Consider the following 20,885-nt stretch of genomic DNA (forward strand, 5'->3'; position numbering starts at 1 on the left):
AGCCATTATTTCGCCAGCGTTTGCCGTGCGATGATTATTTTTTGGACGTCTGAGGCGCCTTCATAGATACGAAGAGCGCGAATTTCCCGGTACAGCAGTTCTATGATGTGCCCACTGCGCACACCGTCGCCGCCATGAATTTGCACCGCCTTATCAATGACGGTTTGTGCATGATCGGTTGCATAAAGTTTTGCCATCGCCGCTTCGCGGCTTACGCGCGGGGCACCGCTGTCTTTGAGCCATGCGGCGCGATAGACCAAAAGCGCCGACGCATCGATATCAAGCGCCATGTCCGCGACATGTCCCTGAACCATCTGCAGATCAAAAAGCGGTGCGCCAAACAATTCGCGTTCCTGAACGCGATTGATCGTCTCATCAAGCGCACGGCGCGCGAAACCAAGGGCGGCGGCGGCAACGGTTGACCGGAAAACATCCAGAACCGACATCGCAATTTTAAATCCATCCCCACCCGAACCGATCAGGGCTTCTTTGGGGATACGGCAATCGGTGAATTTCAGGCGTGCGAGTGGATGGGGTGCGATGGTATGCAGCCGTTCGGCAATTTCTAATCCGGGTGTGTTTGCCGGAACGACAAAGGCCGAAAGCCCCTTGGCCCCCGGTGCTTCGCCGGTGCGCGCAAAGACGCAGTAAAAGTCTGCGATCCCGCCATTGGAAATCCAGGTCTTTTCACCGTTCAGAATAAAATCATCGCCATCACGTTTGGCATCAAGGGCGATATTGGCAACATCCGATCCCGATTGCGGTTCGGTCAGCGCAAAGGCAGCGATCCCCTTGCCAGAACGTACTTTCAAAAGCCATCCCCCCCGGTGGGCTTGCGTCCCAAACAAAGAGATCGCGCCACTCCCCAACCCCTGCATCGCAAAGGCGAAATCAGCCAACCCGTCATAGCGCGCCAATGTTTCGCGGATCAGGCACAGCGACCGCACATCAAGTTTCGATCCGGTATCTTGCGGATCAATGGCCGCATGGCGCAACCAACCACCATCGGCCAGTCGGCGAACCAGATCCCGGCAGGCATCATCGACATCATCATGATCAATGCCATCAAGATTGGTCGCCGCCCAAGCATCAAGCTTAACCGCCAATTCACGGTGCCTGTCTTCAAAAAACGGCCAATCAAGGAAGGATATATCTGCCATCAGTCGCCCTCAAACACCGGTTTTTCCTTGGCAACAAAGGCCGTATAGGCACGATTGAAATCTTCGGTCTGCATGCAAATTGCCTGCGCCTGTGCCTCCGCCTCGATCGCCTGTTCGATCGACATGTTCCATTCTTGCGCCAGCATGGTTTTGGTCATCATGTGACCGAAATTCGGGCCTTGGGAAATACGGGTTGCAAGGGTGATGGCCTCCGCCTCAAGAACATCGGCCTCGACCAGACGGTTATAGAACCCCCAACGTTCGCCTTCCTCGGCCGACATCGAACGCCCGGTATACAGAAGTTCAGCCGCACGTCCCTGTCCGATGATGCGTGGCAGGATCGCACATGCCCCCATGTCACAGCCCGCCAACCCGACACGGGTAAACAGGAAGGCCGTTTTGGAGGCGGCCGTCGCCAGACGAAGGTCGGATGCCATGGCAATGATTGCCCCCGCACCCACACAAACGCCGTCCACCGCCGCAATCACCGGTTTGCCACAGCCAATGATCGACTTGACCAGATCACCCGTCATGCGGGTGAATTCCAAAAGACCCTTCATGTCCTTTTTGATCAGCGGACCAATGATGTCATGCACATCCCCGCCAGAACAGAAGTTGCCACCGTTTGATCCAAACACCACCGCCTTGACATCATCGGCATAAACCAGATCGCGGAAGGTATCGCGAAGCTCGGCATAGCTATCGAACGTCAACGGGTTTTTGCGGTCGGGACGATCCAGTGAAATGACCGCAACGTCGCCTTCCATGCGCCAGTTGAAATGGGTTGGTTTGATGTTCGCCATTTTAGTCATGGGGCGCCTCGTTATGATGGGAAATGGTGCGCAGAATACGGATCAGGCCATCGGCATCACTGGCCGAAAGGTCGCTAAACAGCTCGGAAACCCAGCCTTCATGCACAAGGGCCCGTTCGGCGAAATCCTTTTCGCCCGCTTCGGTCAGGCGCACAATCGATGCGCGGCGGTCATTTTCGACCGGCACACGTACGAGCATTCCCTCCCCGACAAGGCGATCGACAATGCCGGTGACATTGCCGTTTGACACCATCAGGGATTTTGAAAGTTCGCTCATGCGCATGCCATCGCGTTCGCGGTAAAGTGCGGCCAGAACATCAAAACGCGGCAGGGTTGAGCCAAATTCGATGCGCATTTTTTCGCGCAGCTCACCTTCGATTTTGCGCGAGACTTTCAGAATCTGAAGCCACGCCCGCAAACGCGCCTTGGACAGATCAGATGTTTCATTATCCATCAGATCGCGCCGATCATCGGAATGGTTCATTTTCATACTTCTCCTCCCGATACCGAAATCGCCTGTCCGGTAATGGATGCCGCATGGGGACTGCAAAGCCACATGACGGTGTTGGCCACTTCACCAGGCTGGATAAAGCGGTTCTGCGGATTGATTTTCGCAAGGCTTGCACGCGCGGCGTCCATGCTCATGCCGGTTTTGGCAACGATGTTTTCGACCGACTTTTCCAACATCGGCGTTTCCATAAAACCGGGGCACACCGCATTTACGGTAACCAAGCTGCTGGCAAGCTCGGCGGCCATGCCCTCAACAAGGCCGACCACACCGTGTTTTGCCGCGCAATAGGCCGTGACATAGGCATAGCCCTTAAGCCCGGCGGTCGAAGCAATCGAAATCAGGCGGCCCGGCTTGGCCTTATCCATCACAGCCAATCCTTCGCGGAAGGTCAGAAACGTACCGGTCAGATTGACGTCAATCGTGCGTTTCCACAGATCGACCGATGTTTTGCCAATCGGAGCACTTTCGGCCATACCCGCATTGGCAATCACCAAATCCGGGGCGCCGATTTCGGCCACCATGGTCGCATACATGTCGCGCACCGATGTCTCGTCGGTCACATCGGCAACGATTGCTGTGATATTTTCATGTTGGGCGACCTCGGCCAAAACGTCGCTGCGACGTCCTGAAACAGCAACCTTCACCCCGGCATCAGCCAACATGCGCGCCATGACGGCCCCCACCCCGGACCCACCGCCAGTAATCAATGCACGCTGAACAGCAAGATCGACCATGAGTGCTTAGACCTTTCCGGTCATGACGTCGGCCCGTTCGGCCAGACGGACCATCTGGTCACGTCCCGCATAATAAGGTGCGGGCCAGTTTTCCGTCTGATTGCCAAGGGCTGCTGCCTGATGCAACGTCCAATACGGGTTCGCCAGATGCGGCCGCGCCAGACAGACAAGGTCCGCACGCCCTGCCATCAGGATCGAATTAACGTGATCGGGTTCGTAAATATTGCCCACCGCCATCGTCGCGATATTGGCTTCGTTGCGAATACGGTCAGAGAACGGCGTCTGGAACATCCGACCATAAACCGGGCGGGCATCCTTGGTGGTTTGACCGGCCGACACGTCGCAGATATCAACATTATTGGCCTTAAGCATACGGGCGATTTCAACCGCTTCCTCTGGCGTAACACCAGCCTCACCAACCCAGTCATTGGCCGAAATACGCACAGAAAGCGGCTTACGTGCAGGCCATGCGGCACGCACCGCATTGATCACTTCAAGCGGATAGCGCATCCGGCTTTCAAGCGACCCGCCATATTCATCATCGCGTACATTGCTGACCGGACTGATGAAGGACGACAAAAGATACCCGTGGGCGGCATGGACTTCGACCATGTCAAACCCGGCCCGGTCGGCCATTTTGGCACTTGCGACGAACTGATCACGGACAACGTCCATATCATCGCGCGTCATGGCCTTTGGCGTCTGATTGCGATCCGACCATGCTATGGCAGATGCCGACAAAAGCGGCCAGTTACCATCAGACAGCGGCGCATCCATTTCTTCCCAACCAAGCTGGGTTGATCCTTTACGCCCGGCATGCCCGATCTGCATGCACAGCTTGGCATCGGTTTCACCATGGACAAAATCGACAATCCGTTTCCAGGCCTGCTCATGCGCATCGTCATAAAGCCCCGGACATCCCGGTGTAATCCGACCATCGGCCGACACACAGGTCATCTCGGTATAGACCATTGCCGCACCGCCCTTGGCCCGTTCGGCGTAATGCACCAAATGCCAATCCGTCGGGCAGCCATCAACCGCCTTATACTGGGCCATCGGGGACACAACGATCCGGTTTTTAAGGTCCATGTCGCGCAGTTTGAACGGCACAAACATGGGATGACGGACCGCATCGTTTACAGGAACACCAGCCTGTTTCTGGAACCAGCCTTCTGCCGCACTGAGCCATCTGGCATCGCGGACACGCAGGTTTTCGTGGCTGATACGCTGTGATCGGGTCAAAAGAGAATAGGTAAACTGAACCGGATCAAAATCGAAATAGCGTTCAATTTCTTCGAACCATTCCATCGAGTTACGCGCTGCCGACTGCAGGCGCAAAACTTCAAGACGGCGTTCGTCTTCATATTTGCCAAAGGCCGATTTCAGATCGGTTTCGGAATGCAGATAATTTGCCAGTGCAATCGCACTTTCAAGCGCCAGCTTGGTTCCCGACCCGATGGAGAAATGTGCGGTTGCCGCGGCGTCTCCCATCAGAACGATATTTTCATGCGACCAGCTTTTGCACAAAACGCGCGGGAAGCTGAGCCACGCGGAACCGCGCACATGGTGCGCATTGCTGATCAGGGCATGGCCATCAAGATGATCCTTGAATATCTCCTCGCAGGTCGCGATAGACTCTTCCTTGGTCATCTCGCCAAAGCCATAAGCTTCCCAGGTTTCATGAGAGCATTCGACAATGAACGTCGCCGTTTCATCATCAAACTGATAGGCATGCGCCCAGACCCAGCCCTTGTCGGTTTCTTCAAAGATGAAGGTAAAGGCATCATCAAATTTCTGATGAGTGCCCAGCCAGACAAACTTGCATTTGCGCGTGTCAATATCGGGCTGGAAATGCTCGGTATAGTCGGTGCGGGTTTTAGAATTCAACCCATCGCAGGCAACCACAAGGTCGTAATCCTTGTTATAGTCCGCCGCACTCTGGGCTTCTGTTTCAAAGCGCAGGTCTACGCCAAGTTCACGCGCACGTTGCTGCAACAGGATCAAAAGCTGTTTTCGACCAATGCCACAAAAGCCATGCCCGGTTGAGACTGTCTTAGCACCACGGTATTTGACCGCAACATCATCCCAATAGGAAAAATGCGCCCGAATGGCTTCGGCACTTTTGGGATCATTCTCAGCAAGGTTCGTAAGAGTCTCGTCAGACAGCACAACGCCCCAACCGAACGTATCGTCGGCTTTGTTGCGTTCAATCACCACGACCTCGTTGGCCGGATCACGCAATTTCATTGATATTGCAAAATAAAGCCCCGCGGGACCGCCACCCAGACAAGCTACTCTCACCAGCTTTTCCCTTCCTGATTTGTTTGGCTGTTTCGGGAAACTGACAAAACGGTACGCCTCGAATTGATTTATTTCAAGCATAAATATTTTGAGTTTGAAATATCTGTGAAATTGCCTAGAATTTGCCAAACAAACGAAGGTGCGCCCACAATAGCCCCACGAAAATCACGGCTGGCGCACCTAACATATCGACGATCAGGGAAGACAGATCACATGATTACCGACTGGGACGACGCATATGCCAATGGCGACCATATCGCCGATGCCGGCTCATATCCGGGCATGTGGGCAGAGCAATCCGCACGGTTCCGTGACACCCTGCTCGCGACCCAACGCGCAGAGCTTGATATCGCCTATGGCACCGGGGACCGCGAAAAATACGACCTGTTTCTTCCTGACAACACGCCAAAGGGACTGGTTGTTTTTGTGCACGGCGGGTATTGGAAGGCCTTTGATAAATCCAGTTGGTCACATCTGGCGAACGGTGCTGTTGCCAAGGGTTGGGCGGTATGCATGCCAAGTTATACCTTGGCTCCAAATGTCCGCCTGTCGCAGATCACCCGTCAAATCGGGGCGGCAATAAATCACGCCGCTGCGCGCATCGATGGTCCCATTCATTTGACCGGCCATTCTGCCGGTGGGCACCTCGTCAGTCGCATGGTCAGTGAAACCAGCCCGCTACTGTCGGGCAACCTGTCACGTGTTAAAAACACAGTCTCAATTTCCGGCCTGCATGACCTGCGCCCACTTCTAAACACATCAATGAATGATGCTCTAGGGCTGGATGGTCAGGAATTTGTGATGGAAAGTGCGGCACTTCTGCGCCCCGCCCTTCCCTGCTCAATCACCTGCTGGGTCGGGGCGGATGAACGTCCTGAATTTGTCCGCCAGAATGATCTTTTGGCCAATATCTGGACCGGACTTGGGGCATCGACCCGTGCGGTGCACGTCCCGGACAAGCATCATTTCAATGTTATTTCCGATCTGGCCGAACCGGACTCTGATCTGACAGCCTGTCTGCTGACCCCGATTAATCCGGAGGACATCTGACATGTTGACCGTCAACCTCTCAACTGAAAACGACATCGCCTTCATCACCATCGACAATCCGCCGATCAACGCCACCAGCCACAGCGTGCGTCAAGGCATCGTCGACGCCCTTGATAAGATCGAAGGCGATAGCAGTATCAAGGTCGCCATTCTAATCTGTGCGGGCAAAACGTTCATTGCCGGTGCCGATGTCAGTGAATTTGGTCTACCGCCCAAAGATCCGATCTTGCCCGATGTGATCAAACGGTTGGAGGCCACCACCAAACCAATCATTGCCGCCATTCATGGCCATGCACTGGGTGGCGGGCTCGAAGTTGCGCTTGGCTGTCATTACCGGATTGCGGAAAGTGGTGCGAAGCTTGGCCTGCCAGAAGTTAATCTGGGGCTTATTCCCGGTGCTGGTGGTACAGTACGCTTGCCACGCCTTGTTCCAGTCCGCGACGCTATTGTCATGATCACGAGTGGCAAACCGGTTTCGGCCGACAAGGCCAACGCAATCGGCCTGATTGATGCCATCGCGCATGGCCCGCTTCGCGATGCCGCACAGGATTTCGCCCGTACCATCATTAATCGCCCGCGCCCCTTGGAATTGCGTCGCTGCCCGCCAGTTGATGCGCCTGATGATCATCAGTGGGATGAAATCATTGCGGGTGTCGGTAAAAAAGCCCGCGGACAGATTGCCCCCGTCATCGCCGCCCAGGCCATTCGCATCGGCATCGAACAGGACACCGCAGCGGGCCTTGTTCATGAACGCGAAAAGTTCGTCGAACTGCGCGATAGTGATCAGTCCAAGGCACTGCGTCATATTTTCTTTGCCGAACGATCCGTTGCCAAACTTCCTGAACTTGATGGTGCTTCACCAAACCCAATCAATGAAGTCGGCGTGATCGGTGGCGGCATCATGGGGGCTGGCATTGCAACCGCATCCCTTTTGGCGGGTTTCAAGGCAACGATTATTGAACGCAACGAAGACGCCTGTGCTCATGGGCGGGCAACCGTTGAAAAGCATCTTGGCGGCAGCCTCAAACGCGGCCTGATTACGCAAGATCGTTTTGACGATCTGCTGGCATCGCTTTCTACCAGCACCGACTACGCGGACCTTGGCATTGCCGATCTGGTGGTCGAAGCTGTGTTTGAAGATATGACCGTCAAGCACGAGGTGTTTGGCAAACTATCACAGCATTGCAAGCCAGATGCGGTTCTGGCATCCAACACGTCCTATCTCGACATCAATGAAATTGCTGCCAAATGCGCCCATCCGGAACGGGTGATCGGGCTTCATTTCTTTTCACCGGCACATATCATGAAGCTGCTTGAAGTGGTCCGCACCGATCAGGCCAATGCGACAAGTCTTGCGACCGCTTTTACCTTTGCGCGCAAACTTGGCAAGATCGCTGTTCCCTGTGGAGTTTGCGATGGCTTTATTGGCAATCGCATCATGTCGGCCTATCGCAAACATTGCGAATACATGCTCGAAGATGGCGCACTTCCTCATCAAATTGATGATGCGATGGTCGAATTTGGTTTTCCTATGGGCCTGTTTGCCATGCAGGACATGGCCGGGCTTGAAATTTCATGGGCCACCCGCAAACGCCTTGCCCCATTCCGCGATCCGAATGAACGCTACGTCGCGCTTGGCGACTACCTGTGTGAGATGGAACGGTTTGGCAAAAAGAACGGTCTTGGCTGGTATCGTTATGATGAAAACGGCAAAGGACACCCGGACCCGGACGTCGATGCACTGGTGATTGCGGAATCGGATAAAAAAGGCATCACACGTCGCAATTTCGACACCAAAGAAATCATGTCCATCATCCTTGATGCCATGCGTCGCGAAGGCGATAAAATCCTTGCCGAGGGGATCGCCATGGGCCCAGACGCCATTGATGTCGTCATGGTCAATGGATACGGTTTCCCGCGCCATAAGGGCGGCCCGATGTTCATGACCCAAAAGTAACCGGGATCAAGAACGCCTAATCATTTCAACGTCGTCGGGGCAGAAGGTTTTTCACCTTCCGCCCCGATTTGGTTTCTGGTGTATTTCGAACTTGTCTAAATGCACTTTGATGACCAAATAAAGTACATACTCAACACCGTGAAAAGTCCTCGATGTCGGCGTAAACGTGCCTTTGGATCACACAATACGGTGTTGCGTCGCAAACCTACTGCCTTTTTGACTTAAGCTTTCTGCCATATCGGGATCAATCCGAAATAGATTTTCAAGTCGTCAAAATTTCAAACGACGGCGACCAAAGAGCAGGTAACCTGCCGACGAAGATTAGGGAGAATTTGGGTGCAACTGACAGCCCGTGACGCAGCCCATGCATGGCATGTGACTGATCTTAAGTGTTCAGGGTCCCGCCTGAACACCACATATCCCCGCATCTTCGATCGCGCGGGGCATGATCAATCAGCGCCTGTATTAAGGTCGGCGATCACGTTATCTGTTTGCAAATCACCTCGGCCAAACAGGCGATCACGCGTCCATGCCCTTCTGATCAAAGATCAGGACGGACAAAAGATACGACGATGCCTTGTGACGTGAGACGCTAATTCCCTGCTGCAGACATGCGCCCTGCACAGGTTTTCTATCCGGGCACCACACAGAAGCCAAGGTTTCGATCATGCATTCATTATCCGATATTCAAAAACTTGTGTCCCGTCGCCAAAAAGGCAAAAGCCTCGAAGCTCCTTTCTATAGTTCGCCTGAAATTCTTGATCTCGACATCAAAGAGATTTTCAGCAAGCACTGGATTTTTGTCGCCGTCGAGCCGGAGCTCCCCGAGCCAGGCGATTGCGTCACGGTTGAGGTCGACAAGACGTCGGTTTTGCTGCTGCGTGGCGATGATATGGAAATACGCGCCTTTCACAATGTGTGTCGCCACCGCGGGGCCAAGCTGATTGACGAACGTGCCACAACAATTGGTAACATTGTCTGTCGCTATCACGGTTGGACGTACAACGAAGATGGCAACTTGATCCTTGCCGAACACATGGGGGCTGGCTTTGACAAAAGCTGTCACGGCCTCAAGACTGTACATGTGCGCTCAATCGCGGGTTTGATCTTTATATGCCTTGCGAAAGATGCCCCTGCCGATATTGAGGAAATGGCCCGAGTTATGGAGCCCTACCTCGCACCGCATGATATTGCCAACTGTAAGGTCGCCCATACATCGGAGCTGATCGAAGAAGGCAACTGGAAACTGACGATGGAGAACAATCGGGAATGCTATCACTGTGATGGCAATCACCCGCAGCTCACCGTTCCGTTGTCAGCATTTGGCTTTGGTTTCTCACCCGATGAAATGGATCAGCGGCGTTCTGAGGAGGTAAACAAGTACCTTTCTGCAGTTCACACAGATCATACGCGCTGGGAAGCATGTGGCCTGCCATCAGCAGAATCAGATCATCTGTCAAACATTACCGGTTTCCGCACGATGCGGCTGCCGCTCATGCGCGCCGGGGAATCGCATACGCTTGACACCAAAGTTGCATCGAAAAAGCTGCTTGGGCAGTTCACGGACGCCAAACTTGGCGGGCTTAGTTTCTGGACACATCCGAACTCGTGGCACCATTTCATGAGCGACCACATTGTCACATTCTCCGTCTTGCCACTCGGCCCTGATAAGACGCTGGTGCGGACCACATGGCTTGTGCACAAGAATGCCCATGAGAACGAAGATTACAATCTTGATAACCTCACGCATGTCTGGAATATGACCAACGTGCAGGATGCTGAACTTGTGCGTCTCGCCCAGATTGGCAGTCAACAGCCTGCCTACGAACCGGGTCCTTATTCCACATTCACAGAACCACATGTCGAAGCGTTCTGTGACTGGTATATCAAGCGTCTGGATGACCACTTTGCTACCACCCAAAAAGCCGGGATTGCCGCAGAATGAGTGCGAACAAAACGACCACGACTGGACAAGGTGGCGATAAGCCCAGCGAAGAAATGCTGACCGAAGCAACCCGCGTTCCGCTTTGGGACCCTGAGCATGACGACGTTCTTGTCTGTCAACAGGTGCGCCAGGAAACCCATGACGTCAAAACGTTCGTCTTTTCCGGACGCGAACCGCGCGACTTTCGGTATTCACCGGGACAATTCATGACGTTCGAACTTCCGGTCGAAGGCATGGTGACGCGCTGCTATACGATCTCTGCATCGGCGGCACGGCCATACCGGCTCGAAATCACGGTCAAACGTGTTCCCGGCGGCCCCGGATCAAACTGGCTTCATGATTACATGGTGCCGGGCAAGGAAGTAAATGTCTCGGGCCCGGGGGGTGAATTTACCACCGACGCGACATCTGAAGAAAAACTGCTGTTCATTTCCGCAGGAAGCGGCATCACACCGATGATGTCGATGACCCGAACGGCATGTGATTTGTCCGAACCGACAGATTTGCATTTCGTCCATGCAGCACGTACGCCATCCGACCTGATTTTCCGCGACGAACTTTCACTTCTGGCGTCGCAGAACCCGGGACTAAAAGTATCGCTAACCTGCGACAGCACATCAGCCAGCCACAGCTGGACGGGCTTTAGCGGGCGCCTGAGCTTGCAGATGCTGTCGCTTATGTCACCTGACTTCAAGGACCGGAAGATTTTCTGCTGTGGACCGGGCCGCTTCATGGATGGTGTGCGCGACATGTTGCGCGAAGCCGGGTTCGACATGGAAAAGTACTATGAGGAAAGCTTTGACTTCGGTGCTGAAACGGCAGGTACTTTCGAAGAGCACAGCTCTGTCGCACCGGAAATCAGTGGCCAGACCTTCCGTGTAAGTTTCAGCAAAACCGGTCATGTCGTCGAATGCAGTCCGGGCATGACAATCCTTTCGGCCGCACGTGAAGCGGGACTGTTGCCATTGTCTTCGTGTCAGCGTGGCATTTGCGGAACGTGTAAATCAAAGCTGAACTCAGGCGAGGTCGATATGCAGCATGGTGGCGGCATTCGTCAGCGCGAAATCGATCAGGGAAAAATCCTGATCTGTTGCTCCACACCGCTTTCCGATGTTGAGGTCGAGCTGTAAAATCCAGTCCCGGCGCCCATACGCCGTTCATCACGGTTCAGGACCAAGAAGCCGCCACCAGTGGTACGACCATTTGGGAATTATTCCTCGAACGTACCTTCTGGCTGCAGTTCGTTGAACGGCTAATTCCGCCTCCAAACTTACGGGCCGTCGCAATGCTTGCGGCGTGCAGCCATAGCGGCGGCGGAACATCCTGCTTAGATGTGACGAGTCGCAAAAACCGCAATCCACGGCAATCTGGGCGACAGACTTCTGGCTCTTTTCGATCAGGTGATGGGCCAAATCAAGACGGATGTTAAGAAAGGCAACCTGCGGGGATGTGTCGAGGCTGATGCGAAAATGTCGCTCGACCTGACGCTTGCTGTTGCCCATCCGGCGCGCAATCTCCTGCACGGAAATTGGCATATCGATGTTCTGCTGCATGATGAGCAAGGCACGCTGAACAATCGTATCTTGTGTCTTCAGATCAAGCGGAATGCCCGGCTGCGGTTTTTCAGCCTGAAGCGCATCATCAATGATCATGATGTGAAGGCTTTTGTTGGCCTGTGCACGCCCGACATGCTTATCAACAAGATAAGCCGCCAGATGGGCCGAACTCACGCCCCCCGAACAGGTTAGGCGATCCCGATCGACAACAAAGATCTGCTCTGTAACCGGGTCAAGTCCTTCAAATTGATCAACAACTTCGGAGTGATGGAACCAGCTTATGCAACAGCGATACCCATCAAGCAGCCCAGCTTCATGCAGCAGAAACGCGCCGGTACAAACACCAACAAGCGGCACACCAACGGCGGCGGCTTCATGCAAAAACTTCTGATAGGCCGGACTAAGATTTGGCTCTTCCGCCATGAGGCCACCGACGACAACGATGTAATTAAACCGTCGGGGATCGCCAAGGCGTTCTTTGGGTTGCACCGTGATACCGCTGCTGGACGTTATCGGGTCCATCCGTTCAGACAGAACCGTCCAGTTGCACAGGATCGGTCGACTACGATCCCCCTCGTCTGCAGCCAGTCGCAGTACATCAACAAAGTTGGCAAAAGCGCAAAGCGTGAACCTGTTCGCCAGAATAAACCCGACAGTCAGGCGCGGTGTGTTTTGGTTACCAAATTTCGTATTCGTGAGCACCGGTTCCTCCGATACAGACAAGGTTTCTGCTTTTGTCGTAGCGATAATCTCACTTTGACGCAAACATTCTATTTTGTGGCGCAAAAAGTCGCCAGATTATCAACTGCGATCTAGACGACCAGATTGGGGAACCAAGAGAAACTCTAAGGACTCGGCATATCGGCCTAAAGGACCATGTTCTTTTTCGCGCAAACTTGCACACAGAACATTCGCGCCCCTGATATTCGATCTCCAACGTATTGATCTGACCCTATTTCCGGGAAAACACATCCAAAACCGATGTTACCTTCGGAAGTCTTACATCACGTAATGCTTCCAATCTTTGATACGCACAATAGACCGCGGCTGATGCGCTGGTCGTCCTAAGACAGGTCATTCTGTCGGGGACTTCGATAGAGAGGAAAATGATGAAGGTACTCGTACCAGTAAAGCGCGTCGTCGATTACAACGTGAAAATCCGCGTCAAGGCGGATGGTTCCGGCGTTGATCTTGCCAATGTCAAAATGTCGATGAACCCGTTTGACGAGATTGCCGTCGAAGAGGCCGTTCGTTTGAAGGAAAATGGTCAGGCAGACGAAGTTGTTGCCGTTTCCATCGGCCCGGCACAAGCGCAGGAAACCCTGCGTACCGCCCTTGCCATGGGCGCAGACCGCGCCATCCTGATTACCATCGATGGGCCGGTTGAGCCGCTTAGCGTCGCAAAAATTCTTGCTGGCGTAGTAAAAGACGAACAACCCGAACTTGTCATCCTTGGCAAACAGGCCATTGATGATGATGCCAATCAAACCGGTCAAATGCTTTCGGCAATGCTGGGCTGGTCGCAGGCAACCTTTGCTTCCAAGCTTGAACTTGGCAGCGACAGTGCAAAAGTCACCCGAGAGGTTGACGGCGGTCTTCAGGCCATCAACATCAGTCTCCCGGCGATTGTGACGGCGGACTTGCGTCTGAACGAGCCGCGCTACGCGTCGCTTCCAAACATCATGAAGGCCAAGAAAAAGCCGTTTGAAACGAAAACCCCCGATGATTTCGGCATTACCGTCGCATCGCGTCTGCGCGTCATCCGGGTTGAAGAACCCGCTGTCCGTCAGGCTGGCGTTAAGGTCGCCAACGTTGCGGAATTGACCGAAAAACTTAAAAACGAAGCTGGCGTCATCTGAACCAAGCGGAGATTGAAATTATGGCTATTCTTCTTTTTGCCGAGCATGACAACATCGCACTCTCCGAGCAGACCGCAAAGGCGCTGAGTGCTGCGGCAAAGATCGGTGGTGACATCGATATTCTGGTTGCAGGCAAAGATGTCAGCACAGTTGCCGAAGCAAGTGCCAAGCTTTCAGGCGTGCGTACTGTACTGGTTGCCCAAAGTGATGCACTGGAAAACCAACTGGCAGAAAACGCAGCAGCCCTCATTGTCTCGCTAAGCGGCGACTACGACACCATCGTTGCCGCGGCAACCGCAAACGGCAAAAACATTCTGCCGCGCGTCGCAGCCCTACTTGATGTGATGCAGATATCCGAGGTTATGGACGTCGTCGATGCTGATACGTTCAAACGTCCGATCTATGCGGGAAATGCTGTTGAAGTCGTTCAAACGACCGATGCGACAAAGGTCATGACCATCCGAACATCCAGCTTTGGTGCCACCGAAGACGGCAGCACCACAGCCCCGATCAAAAGCATTGATGTCGGTGCGGCTGATGCCGGAAAATCATCCTTTGTCGAAAATATCCTGTCGCAAAATGACCGCCCGGAATTGGGATCTGCCAAGATCATTGTTTCGGGTGGCCGTGCACTTGGCTCCGAGGAAAAGTTCAAGGCCGTCATTACTCCATTGGCGGACAAACTCGGTGCGGCCGTTGGTGCATCACGCGCGGCTGTTGATGCCGGGTATGCTCCAAACGACTTGCAGGTTGGCCAGACCGGCAAGGTCGTGGCACCCGATCTTTATATCGCGTGTGGTATTTCCGGTGCGATCCAGCATCTGGCAGGCATGAAAGATTCAAAGATCATCGTCGCCATCAACACTGACGAAGATGCACCGATTTTTCAGGTCGCAGATTACGGTATTGTCGGAGATCTGTTTGATGTCCTGCCGGAGCTGGAAGGTCAGCTCTGAGACGCACCTTAACCCAATTGAAACGGAACTGATCCAGTGAGCGAAAATTCTTACATCCTGCGCATCGCCTGTGACGACCAGCCCGGCATCGTTGCAACGGTAACGTCTGCACTGGCATCGCGCGGTGCAAACATCATCGAATCAAATCAGTTCTGGGACCGGCACACGAACCAGTTCTTCCTTCGTGTGGGGATCAGTGTACCGGCAGAAATCGACAAGGATTCAATTGTTCTAACACTTAATCCGGCGGTTGACCGCTTCAACATGAAGCTGAAAGTCGATGTCGTTTCGCGGCGCCCGAAAATTATCATCATGGTGTCGAAATTCGACCACGCCATGCTTCACCTGCTCTATCAAATCAAGGTGGGGTGGCTTGATGCGGAAGTTGCTGCAATTGTCTCCAACCACGAAGACGCCCGCAAAGTTGCCGAACAGGAAGGTATTCCGTTCCATTACATGCCGGTGAACAAGGACAACAAGATTGAACAGGAAGCCAAACTGGCCGACCTGATCAAGCAAACCAATTCCGAGCTGGTCGTCCTTGCCCGCTATATGCAGGTTCTGACCAACGAGCTTTCAAGCCAGTTTTATGGCATGATCATCAATATTCATCACTCGTTCTTGCCGTCGTTCAAGGGCGCAAAACCCTATCATCAGGCCTATGACCGTGGGGTGAAACTGATTGGTGCCACGGCACACTATGTCACACCTGATCTTGATGAAGGCCCAATCATTGAACAGGAAACAGAACGGGTAAACCACGCGATGTCCGCGGATGATTTTGTCGCCACGGGTCGTGACATTGAAGCTCGCGTTCTTGCCCGTGCTGTAAAATATCATCTTGAAGGTCGCGTGATGCTGAACAATCATCGCACTGTGGTCTTCACCTTATAGGCCAAATGAGTGTCGGGACCGGGTCAAATCGGTCCGGACATATTGTCCAATGCCGACCAATGATAATCGTCTCGAAAACAAGGAATGAAAAAATGGCCGCATTTCCACAAAAGGCTAACGTCGTCATCGTCGGCCTCGGCGGTATCGTGGGGGCTTCGGTTACCCATCACCTGATCGAGAACGGGTGGGACGATATTGTTGGTATCGATAAGTCCGGCATACCAACTGACGTTGGCTCCACGGCGCATGCATCTGACTTCTGCTTTGCGACGAGCCACGATCTGTTGACGTGCTGGACAACCATGTATTCCATGGATTTCTATGAAAAGATGGGCCATTACGCGCGCATCGGCGGCATCGAAGTCGCGCGTGTTGGCGATGACGAACGCATGGCAGAACTCAAACGCCGCGTTGATTCCAGCAAGGCTTTTGGCACCAATGTCAAAATCATCAGTGCTGCCGAGGCCAAGGAAAAATTCCCGCTGCTTGAAGAAGATCAAATTCAGGGGGCTTTGTGGGACCCCGATGCTGGTCTTGTGACACCGCGCTCCCAAACTGTTGCTGGCAAACTGATTGATCAGGCTGCTGCCACCGGCAAACTTCAAATGTTTGCCAACACATCGGCCCTTGATCTGATCACCGAAAATGGTCGCATCATCGGCGTTAAGACCGAACGTGGCACGATCCATGCCAATCATGTTGTTGTCTGTGCCGGTCTTTGGGGCCGTTTGATTGCGGAAATGGCTGGCGAAGATTTGCCGGTGATGCCGGTCGATCATCCGTTGACCTTCTTTGGTCCGTACAACGCCTTTGAAAACACCGGCGTTGAAATCGGCATGCCGCTTCTGCGTGATCAGGGCAACTCGGCCTATATGCGCGATACGGGCGATCCCAAAAGCACCGAAGGCGGTCAGATCGAGTGGGGGTATTACTACGAAGAAAACCCGCGTCTTGTGCATCCGCGCGACATTCTTGAAAAAGACCAGGCACGCCTGTCACCATCACAGCGCGATCTCGAACTCGAAGACGTGATCGAACCACTTGAACGCGCCATGGAACTTACCCCAATCCTGACCGAGCTTGGCTTTAACGAAAGCCATTCGTTTAACGGCCTGTTGCAATCATCAGCCGATGGTGGCCCTGCGATGGGGGAAAGTCAGAAACTGCGCGGATTGTGGTATGCTGTTGGAATCTGGATCAAAGACGGACCGGGCATGGGCAAACTTATTGCCGACTGGATGACCCATGGCCGCACCCATGTCGATCATCATGCAATTGATTTTGCCCGCTACAATGAATTCCAACTCGACGAAAAATACATCTATGACCGTTGCTATGAGACGGCGAAAAAGATTTATAACCCGCCAGTCCACCCGCGTGAACCGTTCGCCAATGCACGTGGCATTCGTCGCTCCCCGTTCTATGAGCGTGAAGTCGAACTGGGTGGATATTTCATGGAGTTGGGTGGTTGGGAACGTGCGCATGGTTATGCGGCGAACGAACATCTGCTTGAAAAATATGCCGCCCGCGTTCCGGTGCGCGAAAACGAGTGGGATACCCGTCACTTCTGGCGCGTTTCCAATGCCGAACAGCTCGCCATGAGTGATGATTGCGGCATCATTAACCTGTCGCACTTCCATATGACCGAAATCGAAGGCCCGGACCATGTTGAACTCATGGAATGGCTCTGCGCTGCAAAAGTTGGCGGGGATGCCAATATCGGCAAGGGTATCTATACCCATATGCTTGATGAAGACGGCAACGTGCGTGCGGACTTTACAATGTTTCGTATGGAAGACCGCTGCCGTCTGGTAAACGGTGCGGATGCCGGTCCACGTGACCTGATCCACATGCGCCGCGTTGCGATGGATAAGGGTCTTGATGTCACCATTACCGATGTCACCGAGAAATTCACAACCATTGGCATCTGGGGACCGAACGCACGCGAAAACCTGCAGAAAGTCGTTGAAAACCCCGATGAATTAAACATCGACGCCTTCCCATTCGCAGCAATCCGTCAAATCCAGATTGCCGGCAAAACCGTAACAGCCTTCCGCATTTCCTATGTCGGGGAGCAAGGATGGGAACTGCATATGCACTACGAAGACGGCCTTGCCGTCTGGGATGCGTTGCGCGAGATCGGTGTGATGGCAGTTGGTGTTGAAACCTATGCCAACTCGCGCCGGTTGGAAAAATCACTCCGCCTGCAAAATGCCGATCTGCACACGCAGTACAACCTTCTCGAAGCCGCACTGGCCCGCCCGAAGGTCAAGGAAGCCGATTTCTGCGGCAAGGCAAAGCACGTCGAATATCGTGAACGCGAACATCAACCAGCAATGCTGTGTACCCTTGTCATGACCGACAATGTCAACGCACAAGGTGTCGCACGTTATCCGGTGGGTAACCTTCCGGTCATGGAACCCGAAACCGGCGAAACCCTGATCGATGAACTTGGTCGTCGTTCCTATACGACCTCCATCGCCTTTGGTCCCAGCATCGGCAAAAACATCGCCCTTGCCTATTTGCCATGGGATTACTGTCAGGAAGGTCGCAAACTGAACGTCTCCTACTTCGACGAGATCTATCCGGTCGAGGTCGTGGGAATTGGCTACACGCCGCTCTATGATCCGGAAAACCTCAAACCGCGCAGCTAGCGGTAAGACCCATCACCCAGAAAAGGCGCAGCCGTTTTCAAGGTTGCGCCTTTTTTTATGGCGTTTCTGTCTGCTGATGGGTTTGGCTCATGATGGTCTGGCTTAACGGGATCGTCAGGAACGAAAATCAAACGTCGGCGGGCCCCAACCTGCTCGCCTGCCGATAGGCGGCCGGTGCCATCCCTTCTTGCTTTGAAAACACGCGACTGAAATGTGATGCGTCACAAAACCCTGTCGAATTGGCAATATCGACAATTGTTCTGTCGGTCCGTTCAATCATCATTTTTGCCTGTGCTATGCGAATGCGCATGGCGGCGATGGACGGCGTAATATTAAGGGCCTTTTGAAAATGGCGTTCGAGTTTACGTTTACTGACACCGAGTGCCTTCGCAAGATTCTCGGCGGGTTCTGGTGCATCAAGGCGTTGTTGAATACGCAATAACGCCCGACTGACCAGCGGGTCACGGGTCGATAGTTCAAGCGGCAAACCCGGCTGTGGTTTTTCGGCAACCTGAAGTTCATCAATGATCATGATGTGCAGGCTTTTTTGGGCCGCTGCCCGCCCGACATGACGTTCGACCAGAAAAGCCGCAAGATGGGCTGAACTGGTCCCCCCCGAACAGGTCAATCGATCCCGATCCACGACAAATATCTGGTCGGAAATCGGTACCATGCCTTCAAACGTTTCAAGAAAATCGTCATGATGGAACCAGCTGACGCAGCATTTATAGCCATCAAGCAGCCCCGCCTCATGCATCAGGAAAACAGCCGTGCACAGCGCGACAAGCGGCACGCCCCGATTGGCTGCATCTTGAAGAAAGCGGATATATTCCGGACCGATTCTGACCTGTTCTTTCAACAACCCGCCGACAACAACGATATAGTCATAATCCTGCGGACGGGCCAAAGGTGCATCAGGGCGCACTTCAACCGCAGAACTTGATCGTACCGGTTGCCCGTTATGCGATAGAATATGCCATTCGCAATTAATTTGACGCGACTGATCTCCGTCGTCAGCCGCCAGACGCAAGACGTCCAGAAAACTGGCAAAGGCCGAAATGGTGAAATGGGGGGCCAAGATAAATCCGACCCTAAGTTTCGGCGCTTTCGGCTGCGTCATCTGTTTTCTCCGCGAAATATGGCAAATACTTACAACGAATATGACGCAAATATCCAATCACGATTTCGAAAAATAGCTTCTAATTAGTAAAATTGATGACACCCAGTGGAGCCGCCTCACCATGACGCATTTTTCTGCTTTGTCGCTGCTAAAGAATGCCCTGACAGGACAAAAGAACTGGCAGGCGCAATGGCCCGACAGTCAACCCAAGTCAGAATATGACGTCGTCATCGTTGGTGCCGGCGGCCATGGACTTGGTGCCGCGCACTATCTGGCCAAGGAACATGGCATCACCAATGTTGCGGTGATCGACAAGGGTTGGCTTGGTGGCGGCAACACAGGGCGCAACACCACGATCATCCGGTCGAACTATCTCTATGATGAAAGTGCAAAGCTTTATGACCACGCAGTTGATCTGTGGGAAGGGCTTAGCCAGGACCTGAACTATAACGTCATGTTCTCGCGCCGTGGTGTTTTGATGCTGGCGCACAATGTTCATGATGTGCAATCGTTCCAGCGTCACATTCATTCGAACCGCCTTAACGGTGTTGATAACCGCTGGCTGACACCGCAAGAAGCCAAAGAATTCTGTCCTCCGCTGAACATTTCGCCGAACGCACGCTACCCCGTCATGGGCGGTGCCCTTCAGATGCGTGCCGGAACCGCACGTCATGATGCGGTTGCCTGGGGCTATGCGCGTAGCGCGTCCCAACGTGGTGTTGATATCATTCAAAACTGCCCGGTCACCGCGATCCGCCGTGGCCCCGATGGTTCGGTTGAGGGCGTTGAAACCGCCAAGGGCTTTATCCGTGCGAAAAAAGTCGCGGTATCAGCAGCCGGTCACACCAGCGTTGTGATGGATTCCGCCGGTGTCCGCATGCCGCTTGAAAGCTATCCGCTCCAGGCACTGGTATCCGAGCCGATCAAACCGATTTTCCCGTGTGTTGTCATGTCCAACACCGTGCACGCCTATATCAGTCAGTCTGACAAGGGCGAGCTTGTGATTGGGTCTGGCACAGACCAATACACCAGTTATTCGCAACGTGGTGGCCTGCCGTTGATCGAGCATACGGTTGCGGCGATCTGCGAAATTTTCCCGATCTTTAATCGTATGCGGATGCTGCGCAAATGGGGCGGCATTGTTGATGTAACGCCGGATCGTTCCCCGATCCTTGGCACAACGCCAGTGCCCGGATTGTATGTCAACTGCGGCTGGGGCACGGGTGGCTTTAAGGCCACACCGGGTGCTGCCCATACCCTTGCATGGACGATTGCCAAAGGCACCCCGCACGACATCAATGCCCCCTTCACCCTGGACCGGTTCCGGACTGGCCGTCTGATTGACGAGGCGGCTGCTGCCGCCGTCGCACACTGAG

General features: G+C 53.7%; 16 protein-coding genes. 9 read left to right on the forward strand and 7 right to left on the reverse strand.

The features are described 5' to 3' along the window. Positions 1-5 precede the first annotated feature (5 nt). Genes AC0VXT_RS14220 through AC0VXT_RS14240 form a run of 5 tightly spaced genes read right to left on the reverse strand, consistent with a single transcriptional unit; the run spans position 6 to position 5,464 of the window. Positions 6-1,160 carry an acyl-CoA dehydrogenase family protein gene (locus tag AC0VXT_RS14220; RefSeq protein ID WP_475545946.1) on the reverse strand — a complete coding sequence of 385 codons (1,155 nt, stop codon included), beginning with the start codon at positions 1,158-1,160 and terminating at the stop codon, positions 6-8. Then, entirely contained in the window at positions 1,160-1,972 is an 813-nt protein-coding gene (locus AC0VXT_RS14225; protein WP_475545947.1) for an enoyl-CoA hydratase family protein, read from the reverse strand. The genes AC0VXT_RS14220 and AC0VXT_RS14225 overlap by 1 nt, the downstream gene beginning before the upstream one ends. Beyond that, positions 1,965-2,462: a MarR family winged helix-turn-helix transcriptional regulator gene (locus AC0VXT_RS14230; RefSeq protein WP_475545948.1), complete on the reverse strand. Its 498-nt coding sequence runs from the start codon at positions 2,460-2,462 to the stop codon at positions 1,965-1,967. The genes AC0VXT_RS14225 and AC0VXT_RS14230 overlap by 8 nt, the downstream gene beginning before the upstream one ends. Further along, entirely contained in the window at positions 2,459-3,217 is a 759-nt protein-coding gene (locus AC0VXT_RS14235; protein WP_475545949.1) for an SDR family NAD(P)-dependent oxidoreductase, read from the reverse strand. Before AC0VXT_RS14235 ends, AC0VXT_RS14230 begins: the two co-directional genes overlap by 4 nt. A 6-nt stretch (positions 3,218-3,223) precedes the next feature. After that, the gene (locus AC0VXT_RS14240) at positions 3,224-5,464 is read right to left on the reverse strand and encodes a bifunctional salicylyl-CoA 5-hydroxylase/oxidoreductase (protein ID WP_475545950.1); all 2,241 of its coding nucleotides are present in this window, start codon (positions 5,462-5,464) and stop codon (positions 3,224-3,226) included. A gap of 267 nt (positions 5,465-5,731) precedes the next feature. On the opposite strand from AC0VXT_RS14240, the gene AC0VXT_RS14245 reads away from it, so the two are divergent. The 4 genes from AC0VXT_RS14245 (at position 5,732) to AC0VXT_RS14260 (ending at position 11,600) form a co-directional block, all read left to right on the forward strand. Continuing rightward, a complete protein-coding gene (locus AC0VXT_RS14245; protein WP_475545951.1) occupies positions 5,732-6,568 on the forward strand; it encodes an alpha/beta hydrolase in 837 nt (278 codons plus the stop codon). A gap of 1 nt (position 6,569) precedes the next feature. Beyond that, positions 6,570-8,525: a 3-hydroxyacyl-CoA dehydrogenase NAD-binding domain-containing protein gene (locus AC0VXT_RS14250; protein ID WP_475545952.1), complete on the forward strand. Its 1,956-nt coding sequence runs from the start codon at positions 6,570-6,572 to the stop codon at positions 8,523-8,525. Positions 8,526-9,192: 667 nt separating this feature from the next. Further along, entirely contained in the window at positions 9,193-10,470 is a 1,278-nt protein-coding gene (locus tag AC0VXT_RS14255; RefSeq protein ID WP_475545953.1) for an aromatic ring-hydroxylating oxygenase subunit alpha, read from the forward strand. Next, positions 10,467-11,600, forward strand: coding sequence for an FAD-binding oxidoreductase (locus AC0VXT_RS14260; RefSeq protein ID WP_475545954.1), 1,134 nt, complete (start codon positions 10,467-10,469; stop codon positions 11,598-11,600). The genes AC0VXT_RS14255 and AC0VXT_RS14260 overlap by 4 nt, the downstream gene beginning before the upstream one ends. Before the next feature lie 30 nt (positions 11,601-11,630). On the opposite strand, the gene AC0VXT_RS14265 is transcribed toward AC0VXT_RS14260, so the two are convergent. After that, entirely contained in the window at positions 11,631-12,728 is a 1,098-nt protein-coding gene (locus tag AC0VXT_RS14265; RefSeq protein ID WP_475545955.1) for a GlxA family transcriptional regulator, read from the reverse strand. 407 nt (positions 12,729-13,135) lie between these two features. On the opposite strand from AC0VXT_RS14265, the gene AC0VXT_RS14270 reads away from it, so the two are divergent. From AC0VXT_RS14270 to AC0VXT_RS14285, 4 genes are all read left to right on the forward strand, one after another. Beyond that, on the forward strand, positions 13,136-13,885 hold the full coding sequence (locus tag AC0VXT_RS14270) for an electron transfer flavoprotein subunit beta/FixA family protein (RefSeq protein WP_475548587.1): 750 nt from the start codon (positions 13,136-13,138) through the stop codon (positions 13,883-13,885). 20 nt (positions 13,886-13,905) lie between these two features. Beyond that, entirely contained in the window at positions 13,906-14,841 is a 936-nt protein-coding gene (locus AC0VXT_RS14275; protein WP_475545956.1) for an electron transfer flavoprotein subunit alpha/FixB family protein, read from the forward strand. Positions 14,842-14,877: 36 nt separating this feature from the next. Continuing rightward, the gene (gene purU / locus AC0VXT_RS14280; protein ID WP_417823990.1) at positions 14,878-15,735 is read left to right on the forward strand and encodes a formyltetrahydrofolate deformylase; all 858 of its coding nucleotides are present in this window, start codon (positions 14,878-14,880) and stop codon (positions 15,733-15,735) included. 92 nt (positions 15,736-15,827) lie between these two features. Next, positions 15,828-18,389: a GcvT family protein gene (locus tag AC0VXT_RS14285; RefSeq protein WP_475545957.1), complete on the forward strand. Its 2,562-nt coding sequence runs from the start codon at positions 15,828-15,830 to the stop codon at positions 18,387-18,389. Positions 18,390-18,516: 127 nt separating this feature from the next. On the opposite strand, the gene AC0VXT_RS14290 is transcribed toward AC0VXT_RS14285, so the two are convergent. Beyond that, positions 18,517-19,509, reverse strand: coding sequence for a GlxA family transcriptional regulator (locus tag AC0VXT_RS14290; protein ID WP_475545958.1), 993 nt, complete (start codon positions 19,507-19,509; stop codon positions 18,517-18,519). 121 nt (positions 19,510-19,630) lie between these two features. Between AC0VXT_RS14290 and AC0VXT_RS14295 the strand changes: the two genes are divergently transcribed. Then, a complete protein-coding gene (locus tag AC0VXT_RS14295) occupies positions 19,631-20,884 on the forward strand; it encodes a sarcosine oxidase subunit beta family protein (RefSeq protein ID WP_022733385.1) in 1,254 nt (417 codons plus the stop codon). Position 20,885: the final 1 nt, after the last annotated feature.

It is taken from the genome of Thalassospira sp. Z349TD_5 (genome assembly GCF_056173045.1).

Bases quoted from the DNA above. Each gene is read 5' to 3' on its own strand.
- AC0VXT_RS14255 (WP_475545953.1), top strand. From the start codon at position 9,193: ATGCATTCATTATCCGATATTCAAAAACTTGTGTCCCGTCGCCAAAAA.
- AC0VXT_RS14235 (WP_475545949.1), bottom strand. From the start codon at position 3,217: ATGGTCGATCTTGCTGTTCAGCGTGCATTGATTACTGGCGGTGGGTCC.
- AC0VXT_RS14245 (WP_475545951.1), top strand. From the start codon at position 5,732: ATGATTACCGACTGGGACGACGCATATGCCAATGGCGACCATATCGCC.
- AC0VXT_RS14270 (WP_475548587.1), top strand. From the start codon at position 13,136: ATGAAGGTACTCGTACCAGTAAAGCGCGTCGTCGATTACAACGTGAAA.
- AC0VXT_RS14295 (WP_022733385.1), top strand. From the start codon at position 19,631: ATGACGCATTTTTCTGCTTTGTCGCTGCTAAAGAATGCCCTGACAGGA.
- AC0VXT_RS14225 (WP_475545947.1), bottom strand. From the start codon at position 1,972: ATGACTAAAATGGCGAACATCAAACCAACCCATTTCAACTGGCGCATG.
- AC0VXT_RS14285 (WP_475545957.1), top strand. From the start codon at position 15,828: ATGGCCGCATTTCCACAAAAGGCTAACGTCGTCATCGTCGGCCTCGGC.
- AC0VXT_RS14250 (WP_475545952.1), top strand. From the start codon at position 6,570: ATGTTGACCGTCAACCTCTCAACTGAAAACGACATCGCCTTCATCACC.
- AC0VXT_RS14240 (WP_475545950.1), bottom strand. From the start codon at position 5,464: ATGAAATTGCGTGATCCGGCCAACGAGGTCGTGGTGATTGAACGCAAC.
- AC0VXT_RS14230 (WP_475545948.1), bottom strand. From the start codon at position 2,462: ATGAAAATGAACCATTCCGATGATCGGCGCGATCTGATGGATAATGAA.
- AC0VXT_RS14275 (WP_475545956.1), top strand. From the start codon at position 13,906: ATGGCTATTCTTCTTTTTGCCGAGCATGACAACATCGCACTCTCCGAG.
- AC0VXT_RS14260 (WP_475545954.1), top strand. From the start codon at position 10,467: ATGAGTGCGAACAAAACGACCACGACTGGACAAGGTGGCGATAAGCCC.
- AC0VXT_RS14220 (WP_475545946.1), bottom strand. From the start codon at position 1,160: ATGGCAGATATATCCTTCCTTGATTGGCCGTTTTTTGAAGACAGGCAC.
- AC0VXT_RS14290 (WP_475545958.1), bottom strand. From the start codon at position 19,509: ATGACGCAGCCGAAAGCGCCGAAACTTAGGGTCGGATTTATCTTGGCC.